Raw genomic sequence first — 16,109 nt, forward strand, 5'->3', positions numbered from 1 at the left:
ATCGTTATGCAAACGGATATAGCTTTTGTTTCAAATGACGCTTACCGGTTATTCAGATATGTTTCTTAATTTGATGATTTGGTCATCAGCTTTTTAGGCATTTCATCAAGCAGCCAATCGAGAGTAATGGGATCGTAGAAAGACCATTTATTTCCTACGATGTAGGCTCTGCCATTTTTGACCGCGGGAAGGTTTTTCCACAATGGACTTTGCAGCAGCTCCTCAACACCGCTCTTGATATCTGGATTCGCATCATTGACCACAATAAAGATCGTATCGCCTACGACTTCCGGTAACACCTCAGCGGAGATGCTTTGCCATAGCGCATTGGGATTATCCGCGAACAACAGCTTGGCTTTCTCCGTTCGCTGGAAGCCCAGTGCGTCGTACATGGTTGCGCCTAGCCGCTGATTGCCGTATACGTACAGCTTTTTATCCTGGAAATAATTGAGCGCCGTCGCTGTCTCGCCTGGCTTCACATACGACTTCAGCTGCTCACGTTTCTCCTGCGCCTTGGAGCGGTAAGAGTTAATCCAGGCTTCCGCCTCCTTTGCTTTGCCGGTAATATCGCCCAATAGCTGCAGCCTGCTGAACACATCGATCGTATAGCTTACTGCGACAGTCGGCGCGATTTTCGACAAGGCTTCAATACTGGCTTCCCCGAGGAAGTCCGGTACAAGGATCAAATCAGGATTAAGCGCCAGCACCTTTTCCAAATTGGGTTCCGTACCTTGACCTCCAATATCCTCTATGCCTTTGAGCTGATCTTCAGACAAAATTTGCCTTGCGGTAACGAGATTGGTTCCAATGGGCTTTATACCGAGTGCGACTGCTTCGGCGGGAAAATAATGGGCGATGATCCGCTGCGGTTGTTGTGGAATGACTACGGACCGGTTCTTGGCATCCTTGAAAGTACGGGTTGCCGGTTCCGTTTGTTTGGATGGATCGGCGGAGCCGGTTGAAACACTCTCTGTGCTGTGCTGGGAGCCTGCCGAATTCGAATTTGCCCCGCAAGAGGCGAGCAGCAGCGCCAGCATCGTTAGAACAGTGAAGACAGCGATGTGATTGCGAAGTTTAGTCATGAAATTGAAATCCCTCCGTATTGATATTCATTCTCAATGAAGTCCAAGGTACATCATAATGGATCTGCTGACAATGGACAATGGATTTTTTGGGAGGGGTTTTGCACATTTTTTGAGCTGAGAATAAGCCTACCGCAGAGGAATGTGAAGATATCTACAAATACGTTTTAACATGTTGACAACAGCTAAATCTACATAATAAAATAATTTTACGTACAAAATATATTTCACGGAGGTCTAAAATTATGGAAGTATGTAAGGGCGTAGAGATGCTTCATCTAGATTTTCATGGGAATATGATTCATCCGACTCTTTTGTGGGATCAAGATATGGCCGTTTTGATAGATACAGGCTTCCCGGGGCAAATGGAAGATTTACGTGCCGCCATGGACAACGTTGGAGTGTCCTTCGACAAGCTGAAAGCGGTGATTTTAACACATCAGGATATGGATCATATAGGCAGTCTCCCTGAGATTTTAAAGCAATGCGGCACTAAGGTTAAAGTATATGCACACGAGCTGGATAAGCCGTATATAGAGGGGGAGATCCCTCTTATTAAAGACAGTCACCTCGAGAACCCGCCGAAGGGCAAGGTGGACGAAACCTTGGTTGATGGACAGCAACTGCCGTTTTGCGGCGGAATTCGCGTTATTCATACTCCCGGGCATACGCCCGGCCATATCAGTCTTTATTTATGTCAAAGCAAGACTCTCATCGCCGGGGATTCGATGTACAGTGTCGACGGAATGCTCGGGGGAATTCATGCTCCGACTACTCTGGATATGGAAGCAGCGCGGCGCTCGTTGAACAAATATGCAGACTTTGACATCGAAGCTGTGGTTTGTTACCACGGAGGATTAAGTTATACTAATGTGAAGGAGCAGATAGCAGATCTTAGCAAAAGTTAACGAAGTGGTTACGCTGGCGGAGAACGTTAGCTGAATTGGATCAAGCTGCGGCTGCCGGCATAAAGTTGGCGGCCTTGCTGTGCTGATGGGCACGATTGTGTGGTACATGATCGAGTTCGGTTTGAAGGAATATGATGAAATAGATTTTGAAAGTATTAAAAGGATCCCTTTTTGGAGCGATGTTATGGAAAGAGTGGGAGCAGAATAATACAACTGAAGAGGTGGAAGCTGGAAGGAGTCACTCTAATGCGGAGTGACTTCATTTTTTTACCGCAATATGATTGTTATTGACACGACACCAAATGGTGACCTATAATCAAAGTGTCACTAAAAGGTGTCCAATTATTGAAGCAAATAGAGGAGGTGGCGATATTAATGGCTGTCCCTTGGTAATAATATTCCAGAAAGGGTGGCGTTAGCGGGAACAGCAAGTTATGGGATCTCTATGGCAAGATTGGCTTGAATTTAACAGAAATCTCTGAGGCACTAATATGCTGCAATAAAAACAACGTTTTTGAGGAGGAAGAATATGAGTTTATCATTAACTTTGGATTTTCAATACACAACATCGATCGAGAAGCTGTGGTCCGCAATTACCGATTCAAAGACGCTTGCTAAATGGGTCATGGAAAATGATTTTGAGCCCGTCGTTGGTCATCGCTTTCAGTTTCGCACGAAGCCGACCGAATATTGGGACGGATTAATTGAAGGCGAAGTACTTATCGTAGATCCGCCAAACCGTTTGTCCTATTCTTGGGCTAGCGGAGGGGAGAAGCACACGGTCACTTGGACGTTACAGGATTTAGGAGAAGGTAAGGTTAATCTTCATCTCGATCAAACCGGATTCTCCAATGTTCATGGAGTCGAAGGCGCCAGACATGGCTGGAGCCAATGGTGCGGAGAGCTTGCAAAGGTGTTGGAGCAATAACCGCAGTTGGTATTACCATTTCATCTTCCTAATGATAGTAGAGAGTACCGCAATTGAAATTTCTTTGCTCCAAATCCGCATAAACCGGCTGCATGCAGTTTGCAGGCCGGTTTATGTCTGGTTAAGACAATTAGACAAGTCTAGACTTTTCTTAACGCAATAAATGGTACAATGAATAAATGTAGAAATTAACACAAATGGAGGGATGCAAGCATGAACGAAGCAAATCAGGAGTATATCGTTATCTCGGGTGCGAAGGAAAACAATCTTAAGAACGTATCCTTGAACATTCCCAAGCGGAAGATCACGATTTTCACCGGCGTATCCGGATCCGGCAAATCTTCGATCGTTTTCGATACGATCGCCGCGGAGTCCACGCGATTGCTGAATGAGAACTTCAGTATGTTCGTGCGCAACTTCCTGCCCCGAGTTCCACAGCCGGATACGGACGGGATTCAAAACCTGAGCATGGCTGTTATTGTGGATCAGAAGCGGCTCGGCGGCGGCTCCCATTCCACGATGGGTACGATTACCGATATCTCCCCGATACTTCGTCTTCTCTTCTCCCGAGTGGGTCAGCCCTATGTTGGACAAGCGCACATGTTCTCGTTTAACGATCCTCAGGGAATGTGTCCCGAATGCAACGGAATCGGCCGCAGGCTGGGCCTCAACATGAGCAAGGCGGTGGACATGTCCAAGTCGCTCAATGAAGGGGCTATTATGCTGCCGGACTATTCGGTGAACAGCTGGGAGTGGAATATGATCGTTCAGGCGGGAGACTTCGATCTCGACAAGAAGCTGAGCGATTATTCAGAGGAAGAAATGGAGCAGCTTCTGTACGCCAAAGCGAGGAAAGTCCAGATGGACTTTGCAGGTAAAGCGACGAACATTACAGTGGAAGGCGTCATTGAGAAGTTCACCAACAAATACATCAAGCAGGATTTGAAGATGAAATCCGAGCGTACACAAAAAACAGTGGCGCCGTTCATTTCCGAAGGACCTTGCTCCAGCTGCCGCGGAGCGAGACTCAGTCAGGCGACGCTCAGCTGTAAGATCAATGGACTCAACATTGCGGAGATGTCCTCTATGGAGGTCGGGCAGCTGATCCGTGTCATTCGGGAAATTAACGATCCAGTCGCTGCGCCGGTCATCAAGTCGCTGACGGAGCGTTTGCAGCATTTGGTGGATATCGGGCTGGACTACTTGACGCTAGACCGCGAGACGGATACGTTGTCCGGCGGCGAGTCGCAGCGTGTCAAGATGGTGAAGCACCTGAGCGGCAGCCTGGTCGATGTCACATACATCTTCGATGAACCCAGCGTGGGCTTGCACCCCCGTGATGTACACCGGTTAAATGAATTGCTCCAGAAGCTTCGCAACAAGGGCAATACCGTGATTGTTGTCGAGCATGATCCTGACGTGATCAGGGTGGCGGATCATATCGTCGATGTAGGACCTTATGCCGGAAGCCGCGGCGGCACCATCGTATACGAAGGAAACTTCCAGGGGCTGTTGGGGTCAGATACACTGACTGGCACTCATATGAAGCGTGCGCTTCAGCTGAAGCAAGATTGCAGACAGCCGTCCGGCAAGCTGGCCATCCAGAATGCCACATTGCACAACCTGCGGAATGTGAGTGTAGATATTCCGACCGGAGTGCTGACGGTAGTTACCGGTGTCGCCGGCTCGGGCAAGAGTACACTGATTAACGAAGTATTTCTGAGCGAGCAAACGGAAGCAATCGTCATCGACCAGTCGGCGGTAGGAGTGTCAACCCGCTCGAATCCTGCGACCTACACAGGTATTATGGATGATGTACGCAAAGCGTTTGCTTCTGCGAACAAAGTCAACCAAGGCTTGTTCAGCTTCAACTCCAAAGGAGCATGCGAGAACTGCCAAGGGCTTGGCGTGGTATATACAGATCTTGCCTTCCTCGAGAGCGTGAAGCTGCCATGCGAAGTATGCGGAGGCAGACGGTTCAAGGAAGAGGTGCTTGGTTACAAGCTGAACGGCAAATCCATCGCAGAAGTGCTGGAGATGACGGTGGAGCAGGCTTTGGACTTTTTTGAATTAAAAGAAGTCGTTCGCAAGCTCCAGGCGATGAGTGATGTGGGCTTGAACTATATTACCCTCGGCCAGCCGCTGAGCACGCTATCAGGCGGGGAATGCCAGCGCATCAAGCTGGCAAGCGAGCTGCACAAGAAAGGCTCCATCTATGTGATGGACGAGCCGACAACCGGACTTCATATGTCGGATATCGGTCACCTTCTCGAGATTATGAACCGTCTCGTAGATGCCGGTAATACGGTCATCGTGATCGAGCACAATCTCGATGTGATCAGTCAAGCGGATTGGATCATCGATATGGGACCGGATGGTGGCAGTAATGGCGGCCAGGTGGTGTTCGAGGGCACACCTGCACAAATCGTCCATGCGGAGCAATCGATCACAGGCCAATACTTGAAGTAAAGCATCCATTCCATGCTGTAATGCATTTGACCCACCTTTATAGCCAAGCCGCATTCATTGCGGCTTTTTTTTTTATTTTTATAGGAATAGCTGTAAAAATTAATTGAGATTGTGTCACACATTGGCTCCGTCAATTGTCTTAACAGGTATAGGCAATAAATCTGTAGAAATGAATACAACAAGCATGAAGTTAAGAACAATAGGATGGATGGAGAATTTCGATCCAAAGAAAGGCGGATACGATGCAGAGCAATACATTTGATCCCACAACTAATCAAATTGAAGATTTATATAGAACATACAAGCCACATTTATTCTCAATAGCTTACCGCATGCTGGGGTCCAGATCTGATGCAGAGGATATGGTCCAAGATTTGTTCGTAAGCATCCCCGGATATCTAAACGACAATATTCATAATATCAAATCATACTTGAGCAAAATGATGATCAATCGATGCTTGAACGAATTAAAATCAGTACGAAAAAAAAGAATCAGCTATGTAGGTAATTGGCTACCTGAACCGACAGTGCGTGTTGGTGAAGACAGCCCGCTGGAAAATGTCGAACGCCATGATACGATTTCGTACGCCTTTCTTGTCCTGATGGAGAAGCTTACACCATTGGAACGGGCTGTATTTATCTTAAGAGAAGCTTTCGCATATGAACATAGTGAAATAGGCGAAATGTTGAACAAATCGGAGGTAAACTGCCGTAAAATTTACAGTCGCGTTAAGAAAAAAGTAGATCTGTCCTCCCAACAGGATGAAATACCTTCATCGCAGCTTCAACAGGAAAAGGAACTGGTCGATCGCTTCATATCGGCTCTAACTAATGGGAACATTCCATCTTTGGTGAGTATGTTAACAGAGGATGTCATATTGATTTCCGACGGTGGAGGAAAAGTATCTGCTGCAATTAATCCAATCTATAGCAGAGAACGTGTGCTAGAGCTGTTGAAGGCTCTTTCGGCAAGCCGATTTCCCGGGTCGCAGGCACGTCTGGTAGAGGTCAATGATCAGCCGGGAATACTTATGACTAAAGATGGGGATCCATCCGGGGTGATTTGTTTTGAGTGGGATACCCCAACAACCGCCATTCAACGAATTTATGTTATTGTGAATCCGGATAAATTACAAAACTTAAATTGAAATTTCATTCATGTCACACATCGAAGTCGTCGATTGTCTTAATAGTGTAAATATAAAAAATGAGGAGGCACACGATCATGACACAACGATTAAATTACATGCAGCAATCCCCGGAATTTTTTAAAAAAATGATGGAGTTCAGCGGCGCTGAGAAAGAAAGCTCCATTGAGGAGAAAATTCTCCATCTCGTTCACATTAGAGCGTCGCAAATGAATGGATGCGGATTTTGCCTGGATATGCACGTAAAGCAGGCCAAAATCCATGGAGAAAGCGAGCTTCGACTTTACCACATCTCGATTTGGCGGGAATCGAACCTGTTTGAGCCTCGTGAACGGGCTGCATTGGCATGGACCGAGATTTTGACCAAGCTGCCGGAGCAAGGCGTTCCCGATGAAATTTATAACCGGGTTCGTGAGCAATTTTCTGAACAAGAAATCTCGGATCTGACGTTCTCCGTCATGGCGATTAATGCATGGAATCGTGTAAATGTCGCCTTCAGGACGGTGCCGGGTTCGGCTGATACTGCGTTTGGGCTGAAGAAAGCGGGCTTAAGCTAATCCGCTTCAAGTTAATAATTTGCACGTTATAGAAAAATTGTTGAACCTAAAAAGTCGGCCGAAATGGCCGGCTTTTTTTATCGAATCGTAATTCATTTCGATAAATTTAGGAATTTAATAGAGCTCTGGCATGCTGTCTTCCTGCGGCAAGGATGCTGTCACTCAACTTAGTATCAATAACGGAACGTGCAAGGACTAGCGTTCCAATCAAAAGACTAAGCAGAGCACTTCCGGTAGCTTTATCGGTTTCAGCCAACTTGGAGATAAAATCTATTATGCGATCCAGCTCATGGGTGAACACCTGGCGAACCTCTTCCGATGAACGGGAAATTTCATTGGAGAGGGAAGGGAGGATACAGCCTGTCTCGGTATGGTCCCGATGGTACGGGCTCAAATAATAATCGATAACAGCATGGATCTTGTTATCCACTTTCTCGTTATCTGCTGCTTTCTCCAGAAGCGCAATCGTATCGCTGACTGCGTAGCTGCAAGCTTCGGAGACAAGCTGTTCTTTGCTGCCAAAGTGCGAATAAAATCCTCCGTGCGTCAGACCGGCACCTTTCATAATGGCCGGGACGCTAATGTCTCGAATCCCGTTGGAACGAAAGGCTTTGGCGGCACTTTCGATGATACGGCCTCGAACTTTTTCCTTATGACCTTCAGGATAAGGCATTGCCATCATTCCTTCGCTCAAAATATACCTGCAAAATATTATAATCATCATAATAAAGACTTGTCAATTTTACGGCCTTATCCAGCAAGTTTAATAAATAAATTAGCGGCACTATTGACTAATTAAAATATGATGATCATAATATATTATATTCATCATATTTTAACGGAGGAGATGAGGCATTTACACCCGCTTATCCAGTTCCTCATAGGGGAACGATAAGTAAGCAGCTTGTTTTTTGTTCGGGAGTTAAAGAGAAGTGATCCAATGATATATGGAACAACCATGTTGCAGTCGTCGGTTCACTGCTAGCAAATTATTAAAAGAATAAATAACGAGAGGGAGTAGAACCATGAATATTTCTAATCAAATAGCACTTGTTAGTGGAGCAAATCGGGGTTTTGGCAAATATTTGGTACTGGAGCTGTTAGCGAGAGGGGCTAAGGTCTATGCCGGAGCGAGAAATCCAGAAGCCATCGATATACCAGGTGCAATTCCGGTGCAGCTCGATATTACAAATCCCGAATCCGTAAAGAAAGCAGCGGAGGCGGCTAGTGATGTGACTCTTCTTATCAACAATGCAGGATCTTCTACAGGGGCTTCTCTCTACACAGGAAAGCTTGACGATATCCACTTGGAATTCAATACGCATGTGTTCGGCACCCTTTCGATGATTCGCACTTTCGCACCGATTATTGAAAAGAACGGGGGAGGGACGATACTGAATATCTTATCCGTTCTATCCTGGTTAAGCGTCAATAATGCGGGAGCGTATTCTGCCGCGAAATCGGCCGAATGGGGAATGACCAATGGGCTGCGTTTGGACTTAGCTCCCAAAAACATTAGAGTTGCAGGACTGCACGTCGGATACATGGACACTGACATGACAACTCGTATCCAAGCTCCTAAGTCTGATCCGAAGGATATCGCAAGAATCGCGATAGACGGAATTGCTGCAGATCTCTATGAGATTGTTGCTGATGAACTAAGCCAGAACGTACAAAAAAACCTTTCCGGAGGGGTTGCATCGCTTTACCCCCAGTTAGGTAATTAAGTATTCAAAGCAAAAAATTAGAGCCGACATGCGAACCTTCACATGAGCGGCTCTTTACTTTATATTCCTGATAACCTGTTAAGCCCGATTGGGAGTTTCCGCAGCTTCCGCAGTTGCCTCTGCAGCGTCCTCGGTTTTTGTCGCAGGAGCTCGATGAGAGCTGTACACGGCAAAGCCAAGCATCGTTGCCAGCAGGATGCCGCCGCCGGTGTAGAAGGCCGCCGTCAAGCCAAACGCTTGACCCAGCAGACCGAACATGGCGGGAGCCGTCATTTGCGACAGCCGATTGGTAAGCAGCCGTAATCCCAGTACTTTGCCGCGTTCGGTTTCCTTCGTCTCCTCCACCATAATCATAATCGTCACGGGCAAATTCATGCCGATGGAGCTGCCCAGCAGGAACGTCAGCGCGGCGATGCCGATCAAATGCAGAGAAGCAACGGGGATGAAGAGCAGACAGGCTGAGGCAATGCAGCCCGCGAAGATCAGGATCGTCTCGAGCGCTGCGAACTTCATCAGCCGTCCCAGCAGGAAACGCGATACGAACCCGGACAAGCCCATCAGTGAGATAACCGCTGAGATGACGAAGGCGGAATAACCGTGATTGTTCAAATACAGCGGAATGAAGCTGGCGTACAGCGCTTGAATGAACATGATCAGGAATGTGCCGACCAGGCCAAACTGTACTCCTCTGTGCCGGGTCAGGTGAATGCCGCTCACGTAGCTATTCAGCATCTCTTTTGGTTGGAAGAGCTCTTTGGTTTTGCCGCGCATGACGGAATTGCCCGGAGTTCGGATTAGCATGATCAGAACATAGCATAGAGTACATACGATAAGCGAGGCCAGGAAGGCCGAACGGTAGCTCCACACGGACGAGCCCATCTGAGTAACAACCAACCCGCCAAGCAGCGGACCTGCCATACTTCCGGCAGAGTTCCACATGGAGAAGCGGTTAATGTTCTTGTTGCGCAGCTCCTTGTCCTGCTCGCCGTCCGATGCTAATACTTGAAGCGATGATGCCATAATAATCATGCTGGTGCCCAGCAGAACTTGGGAGATTGCAAGGATCGGCAATGTGGTGCTGAAGGAGGTCATCGCTAGGGAGACAATAAGCAGCAGACAGCCGATCTTTGTCATCTTCATCGGACCGAGCGTATCGATCATTTGACCGATCGGCATCGCAATAAACATCGGTACCAACGCTCGAAGGGTCACAATGAAGCCGATTAATGCCGTAGAGGCGCCGAGGGCTTCGGCGTACAAAGTAAAAAACGGCTGTGCTACGGACATCACGCCGAAAAAAACTCCGCCGCCGTAAATCCCGACGGCTCTTACTGCTTTTTCCATATTCATAGCAAGTCACCTTCTATTTATCTAGTGTGGGTCTCTTGAAATGGTGAGCTCACAGGTATATCCTACAAAGGAAGCCTGCTTGCACTATCTATACTATGAAGAATGGCAAGGCAAGTAAATGAGCGAAAATGAATGATCTTATTCATTTTTTGAATATCCTTTTGACCGATTCGGTTATATTATTGATGAATCCGGAAAGGCGGTATGAGATGACCTTCGATCAGATTCTAACCTTCGTGACCATCTACCGTCTCGGCAGCATATCCAAAGCCGCTGAGAAGCTGTTTTTGCCGCAGCCAACCGTGTCGCACAGGATCAAGCAGTTGGAGAGGGAGCTCGGCAAGCCGCTGCTCATACGAGCGAACGGAACCGTCCGGTTGTCGCAAGAAGGCCATGCGTTTCTGCCTTATGCCCTTAGCGCGCTAGCGGCGCTGGATCAAGGACGCGAAGCGGTGGAGCAGATGAATCAGGGGCTAACCGGTACGCTGTCTTTGGGCTGCAACAATTCGTTCGCCGGCACGATCCTTCCGTCGATTCTGGAGAGCTTCATGGCTGCACATCCAGGCATTGCGCTTAAGGTCCATTGCTACTCTACGGAGGAGCAGATCAAAATGCTTAAAAGCAAGCATATCCAGCTCGGCATCACCCGCTATACGGCTAACGATCCGGGCATTACGTTCAAATTGCTCTATGCTCACCCTGCCTATGCGGTCATTTCCCGTGAACATCCTTATGCGGAGCGCGATATGCTCAGTCTGCAGGATGTTTTAAAAGAAAAGCTCATCTTATACGAAGCCGACAGCCTTCACCGGCAAAAAATCGACCTAACCATCAAAGATTTGAATATGCTCTACGATCCTCATTATGAAACGAATAATTTGCAGCTCATCAAATTCTGGATCAAGAGCACGCTGGGCATTTTCTTGTCCTGCCCGCTATATATGCAAACGGAAATCGAGTCGGGAGAGATGGTCGCGATTCCAATTGAGCACAATCCGTTTCCGCTGAATCAAATTTTTTTGATGTATCGGGAAGAGTATTTGAATAGTCTGGACCATTTGTTCATGCGTCATGTGGAAAAGCAAATGGAGTCATACCATCTGATGGAATCCGATGGGCTTGGCGATTAAGAAGAGTATTTGGGAGGCACAACAAGGGCAGCCGAGGATCGGTTGCCTTTATCTAACTCTAGCCGCGATAACGGGAGGGCGTGCAGGTTTGTTCAATTTTGGGATCATAATAGCGCTAATGATTGGAAATGGACTTCTATTAATTCTTCGCTCGAAATCATCATTACATCATTTGCGATGGGTAGGTTATGTACTTTTACTGATGACATTTGGTTACCTTGCTTTTGCAATAATAATCAATCTGGCTCCATCATCACATTATGAATAACTCTCCGGATACCAGCTTCCTCGATAGTCAACCGTCTTGTCATGCAGCAGGACGGGCTCTTTGCGTTTTCTTCCATTCGAGTCAAGGATAAAAGGGGAAATAAAAAAAACCACAGTCAACTGTGGGATTAATCGTTTTAGACATAATTTAAGCAAGGGGACCATTTCCAATCCCTTACAATAGTATTATAGCTTACAGAAAAACATAAGTCTACTTTTTTTTGGGAAAATGATTTATCTTGTTATCAAGCGCTTTCACCGCTGCAAGCATCGATTTCAGTTGACCGTAAAGCTGATTCGCTAACTCAATGTAAGGAGGGACACCTTTACTAACAATCAATTTCTACCTTTTACGATACGCTATTGGTGTATTATGGTAATTATGTTGCAACAAAGAGGGATTATTTCATTCTTTTCGATACAATTCATAAAGAAAAGGGGGGACATCTATGCACTACAACAAGCAATTATCGATTTTTTGGCTGTTTCGTTATCTTCGCTCCGTAAAAGGCAGGCTCATGCTTCTACTTGGGATGCTGCTGTCTTCCACAGCGCTTCAGCTCATTCATCCGCAAATCGTCCGGCAATTTATTGACACCGCATCCGCCAAAGGAATCGTCACCGATCTGCTCAGTCTTGCCGGTGTGTATCTTATTGTAGCCGTGTGCAATCAGCTGTTCACTGTAGCAATAAGCTATATGGGCAATGATGTAGCTTGGCGGGCGACCAATCAGCTTAGGGCCGATCTGCTTAAGCACTGCCTCCGGCTCGACATGCGCTTTCATAATCTCAAAACACCCGGCGAAATGATCGAACGCGTCGACGGCGATGTAACGAACATGTCGAATTTTTTCTCTATGTTTATCGTGCAGATTATCGGCAGCTTCGTTCTGCTGGCAGGCATTCTGGGCTATATGTTCGTCTATAATTGGCCGATTGCCGTTGTGATGACTGTGTTCACCTGTATTTCCATCGGGGTAATGGTGTACATTCGCGATCTGGGTGTAGCTGCGACGCAAGCCGAGCGCCAAGCCAAAGCCTCCTTGCTGGGATTGATCGAAGAGAGGATCGCCGGAATTGAGGACGTACAGGCCAACGGTGGCGTTCCGTATGTGATGAGCCGTTTTCATCGAGCGATGCGCACCTTGTTCCTGACCGGCAGAAAAGCATGGATGCTTCGAGTAGTTCCATGGAACGCTACGGTCGTCTTATTTGCCTTAGCTGTGACTGTAGTATTACTGCTTGGCGTTTATATGTATTTGAAGGGCCAGGTCTCCTTGGGTACTCTGTTTCTCTTCTACCAATACACGCAAATGCTGAACGATCCGATTGAACAGCTCGGCAATCAGGTGCAGGAATTTCAAAAAGCGAAGTCGGGTATGCGCCGCTCCCGTGAAATTTTATCGATGCAAAGCGAGATTGAAGAAGGGGATGGCGAAACGCTTCCAGCCGGGGCTCTCGGTGTGGAGTTCAAGCAGGTGAGCTTTAGCTACAACAAAGACACCCGTGTGCTGCATGACATCAGCTTTTCCTTGCAGCCAGGCGAGCGCTTGGGCCTTGTAGGACGTACCGGGAGCGGGAAGAGCAGCATCAGCCGTCTGCTGCTTCGCATGTATAACACGGATAGCGGCACCATACGAGTAGGCGGTGTGGACATACGCTCTATGCGGCTCGCAGCGTTGTATCGCCGGGTCGGCATGGTCACACAGGACGTACAACTGTTTGACGGAACGCTGAGGGATAATCTCACTTTGTTCGACAACAGCGTACCGGAACAAGATATTCTCTCGACGACCGATAAGCTCGGATTACGAAGCTGGATCGAAGAGCTGCCAAACGGGCTGGACACGCATTTATCGGCCGGAGGGGCTTCGTTATCTGCCGGGGAAGCGCAGCTGTTCGCGCTGACGCGAGTTTTTCTGACTAAACCGAGCCTGGTTATTATGGATGAGCCGTCATCAAGACTGGATGCGGCAACAGAAGCCGCCTTGCAAGGCGCAGTGGATCAGCTGCTGGAGCATAGCACAGCGATCATCATTGCCCATCGGTTGTCCACGTTGGAGAAAGTAGACAAAATTATGGTGCTTGGCCATGGACGGATTCTCGAATTCGGAGAAAGGGAAGCGCTTGCGCAGAACCCGTACTCATATTATGCAAAGTTATTACAAACGGATCGTCAGGAGGAATTGGCATGACCGTAGGTCAGTTTGTAGGGCGTCTGCTGCACTATCGGTTAACGTTATTTATAATCAACGGACTCCTGTGGTGTGCGTTTCACTCTATTCCACTGCTGTTTGGAGTGGGGATGCAGTGGTTTTTCGACCGCGTAGCCAGCGGGTCCCAGAACTTCATGTGGCTTGTGGTACCGTTGTTGTTGATAGCGCTTGTGCGGGTTGGAAGAGTCGGAGTGTTCTTCGTTGCCTTCTATGAATGGATCACCTACACGTACCATCTGCAAGCGATATTGCGTACCAATATGCTCACTGGCATTATGCGCTGGCCTGGGCGCAACCTGCCCGCTTCGCCGGGCGAGGCCATGACTCGTTTCCGTGAAGACGTAGACGAAGTGGTGGAGTATGTGGAATCCTGGGTTGATTTCTGGGGGAAGTTAGCGTACGCGGTCATCGCCATCGTCATCATGGTTAATATCAACGTAGGGATCACTGTCGTTGCGATTCTTCCGCTTCTGGTCGTGACGCTTCTTAATAATTTATCCCGCAACAAAGCGCAAAGATACAGCCGGCTTAATCGCGAAGCGACAGGACGGATCACCGGTTTTATCGCGGAAACCTTCAGCGCCGTGCAAGCAATAAAGCTGGGGCAAGCCGAGCGCCATGTTCTTAACCGGTTTTTAACGCTAAATGAATCACGCAGGCAGGCGGCGCTCAAAGATAATTTATTCAAGCAGTGGATGCGCTCATTGAACCAGCATGTACTTAGCATTAGCACGGGTATTATTTTGTTGATGTGTGCTGCCGAGATGCAGGCAGGGCGATTCACGGTCGGGGACTTTGCGCTTTTTACGATGTATGTCGGTTCGTTCGGATCAAGCATCTCGTTGTTCGGCTACATGGTGTTCCAGCACAACAAGCTGAGAGTTGCAATCGACCGGATGCGGGTGCTGTTTCGTCCAGGCCAGGAAGACAGCATAGTCGAGCACAATGCGATTTATCTGGACCATTCGCCGCCCGATGTGCCGGTTTATGACAAGAGCACGTTTGAACCCTTGCAGCGGCTGGAGGTGGAAGGGCTCTCCTATCGATACCCGAATTCTCATAATGGAATCTCTGACGTCAGCTTCGATTTGGAGCGCGGCAAATTTCTGGTCATTACGGGCAGAATTGGCTCTGGAAAATCGACCTTGGTTCGGACGCTGCTAGGACTTCTCCCCAAAACGGATGGAAAAGTCACATGGAATGGGATGCAGATAGAGGATCCGGCGACATTCCTTATCCCGCCGAGAGCGGCATATACACCGCAGGTGCCGCGCTTGTTCAGCGACCCGCTCCGCGAGAACATCACCCAAGGCAGCAATGTAACTCCAGATATGCTTGATTATTCAGTTCGGTTAGCAGTGATGGAGCAAGATGTGAAGCAGCTCGAACACGGGCTTGATACCATGGTTGGTCCACGGGGCGTGATGCTGTCCGGAGGACAAATCCAGCGCGCAGCTACGGCCAGAATGATGCTGACGCAGTCGGATCTGTTGCTCTTCGACGATTTATCCAGCGCGCTTGACGTAGAAACCGAGAAGCTGCTGTGGGAACGACTGTTTAAAGAACAGGATGTGACGTGTATCGCAGTGTCTCACCGCAGAGCGGCACTAGCACGCGCGGATCATATTATTGTGATGAAGAACGGCAGGGTCGAGGCCGAGGGTACATTGTCCGAGCTGCTGGCGACATGTACGGAGATGCAGCTATTATGGCAGGGGGAAGAGTCACCGAATGAGGAGGAAACGGAGCGTACCGCGAAAGCATATTAATTTGTGAACCATCGAATAATGGCTCCTTACCCTGTTTATTATGGGATAGGGGTCATTTTTGTTGGTTTGGCGCAATTTCATAAGAACAAACCAATAATGTACAATTGGTGCATTTTATGGTAAAAATAGAATATATGTTCTCGTTGTGCGGGTATTCCGGATACGAATAAATAAAAGGGGGTGGTAATAATGTTAGAAAAGGACATAAGTATAGATCTTGGTTACATAGAGGCTTGGTAATTAATTATCGTTCAATTAACAAATTAATAAATGACATAAAAGTAATTGAAGACCACGTCTATAAAGATAGAATTATCGCAACATTAAGGAAACTTAGCTTGTTTGATCGAGCTGGAAGAATGGAAAGGATTTATATGAGTATTGAACCGATCAAGTACATAGTAGAGAAGTTAATAAATGTAATTGATCAGAGGGAGGAAGAAAAGACAAGGATCATGGCAAGTTCTGCACATAATTATCCATCATTCATTCTGGGGAAGTTTTATTGTAGTTCAATGGAATTCTGGAATCTACATGTTAACTATTACAATAGAGCTT

At 47.5% G+C, this 16,109-nt stretch carries 12 protein-coding genes; 9 read left to right on the forward strand and 3 right to left on the reverse strand.

Features of this window, described 5'->3' with window-relative positions:
• Window positions 1-65 precede the first annotated feature (65 nt).
• Window positions 66-1,082 carry an ABC transporter substrate-binding protein gene (locus tag ACFQ88_RS18570; RefSeq protein WP_379455140.1) on the reverse strand — a complete coding sequence of 339 codons (1,017 nt, stop codon included), beginning with the start codon at window positions 1,080-1,082 and terminating at the stop codon, window positions 66-68.
• A gap of 245 nt (window positions 1,083-1,327) precedes the next feature.
• Here ACFQ88_RS18570 and ACFQ88_RS18575 point away from each other — a divergent pair, with 245 nt between their 5' ends.
• From ACFQ88_RS18575 to ACFQ88_RS18595, 5 genes are all read left to right on the forward strand, one after another.
• Complete coding sequence (locus ACFQ88_RS18575; protein WP_379455141.1) at window positions 1,328-1,990, forward strand: MBL fold metallo-hydrolase; 663 nt, start codon at window positions 1,328-1,330, stop codon at window positions 1,988-1,990.
• A gap of 529 nt (window positions 1,991-2,519) precedes the next feature.
• Window positions 2,520-2,918: an SRPBCC family protein gene (locus tag ACFQ88_RS18580; RefSeq protein WP_379455142.1), complete on the forward strand. Its 399-nt coding sequence runs from the start codon at window positions 2,520-2,522 to the stop codon at window positions 2,916-2,918.
• Window positions 2,919-3,131: 213 nt separating this feature from the next.
• Window positions 3,132-5,387, forward strand: coding sequence for an ATP-binding cassette domain-containing protein (locus ACFQ88_RS18585; RefSeq protein ID WP_379455143.1), 2,256 nt, complete (start codon window positions 3,132-3,134; stop codon window positions 5,385-5,387).
• A gap of 242 nt (window positions 5,388-5,629) precedes the next feature.
• The gene (locus ACFQ88_RS18590; RefSeq protein ID WP_379455144.1) at window positions 5,630-6,535 is read left to right on the forward strand and encodes an RNA polymerase sigma-70 factor; all 906 of its coding nucleotides are present in this window, start codon (window positions 5,630-5,632) and stop codon (window positions 6,533-6,535) included.
• 77 nt (window positions 6,536-6,612) lie between these two features.
• Window positions 6,613-7,092, forward strand: a complete 480-nt coding sequence (locus ACFQ88_RS18595) for a carboxymuconolactone decarboxylase family protein (protein ID WP_379455145.1) — start codon at window positions 6,613-6,615, stop codon at window positions 7,090-7,092.
• Between the two features lie 106 nt (window positions 7,093-7,198).
• Here the strand turns inward: ACFQ88_RS18595 and ACFQ88_RS18600 are convergent, their stop codons facing one another.
• On the reverse strand, window positions 7,199-7,765 hold the full coding sequence (locus ACFQ88_RS18600) for a TetR/AcrR family transcriptional regulator (protein WP_379455872.1): 567 nt from the start codon (window positions 7,763-7,765) through the stop codon (window positions 7,199-7,201).
• Between the two features lie 352 nt (window positions 7,766-8,117).
• Between ACFQ88_RS18600 and ACFQ88_RS18605 the strand changes: the two genes are divergently transcribed.
• Window positions 8,118-8,819, forward strand: coding sequence for an SDR family oxidoreductase (locus ACFQ88_RS18605; protein ID WP_379455146.1), 702 nt, complete (start codon window positions 8,118-8,120; stop codon window positions 8,817-8,819).
• A gap of 78 nt (window positions 8,820-8,897) precedes the next feature.
• On the opposite strand, the gene ACFQ88_RS18610 is transcribed toward ACFQ88_RS18605, so the two are convergent.
• Complete coding sequence (locus ACFQ88_RS18610) at window positions 8,898-10,169, reverse strand: MFS transporter (RefSeq protein ID WP_379455147.1); 1,272 nt, start codon at window positions 10,167-10,169, stop codon at window positions 8,898-8,900.
• A gap of 209 nt (window positions 10,170-10,378) precedes the next feature.
• On the opposite strand from ACFQ88_RS18610, the gene ACFQ88_RS18615 reads away from it, so the two are divergent.
• From ACFQ88_RS18615 to ACFQ88_RS18625, 3 genes are all read left to right on the forward strand, one after another.
• Window positions 10,379-11,299 carry a LysR family transcriptional regulator gene (locus tag ACFQ88_RS18615; RefSeq protein ID WP_379455148.1) on the forward strand — a complete coding sequence of 307 codons (921 nt, stop codon included), beginning with the start codon at window positions 10,379-10,381 and terminating at the stop codon, window positions 11,297-11,299.
• 716 nt (window positions 11,300-12,015) lie between these two features.
• Window positions 12,016-13,761, forward strand: a complete 1,746-nt coding sequence (locus ACFQ88_RS18620; protein WP_379455149.1) for an ABC transporter ATP-binding protein — start codon at window positions 12,016-12,018, stop codon at window positions 13,759-13,761.
• Entirely contained in the window at window positions 13,758-15,551 is a 1,794-nt protein-coding gene (locus tag ACFQ88_RS18625; protein WP_379455150.1) for an ABC transporter ATP-binding protein, read from the forward strand. The genes ACFQ88_RS18620 and ACFQ88_RS18625 overlap by 4 nt, the downstream gene beginning before the upstream one ends.
• Window positions 15,552-16,109 lie beyond the last annotated feature (558 nt).

It is taken from the genome of Paenibacillus sp. NPDC056579 (genome assembly GCF_042793215.1).
GTDB lineage: Bacteria > Bacillota > Bacilli > Paenibacillales > NBRC-103111 > Paenibacillus_S.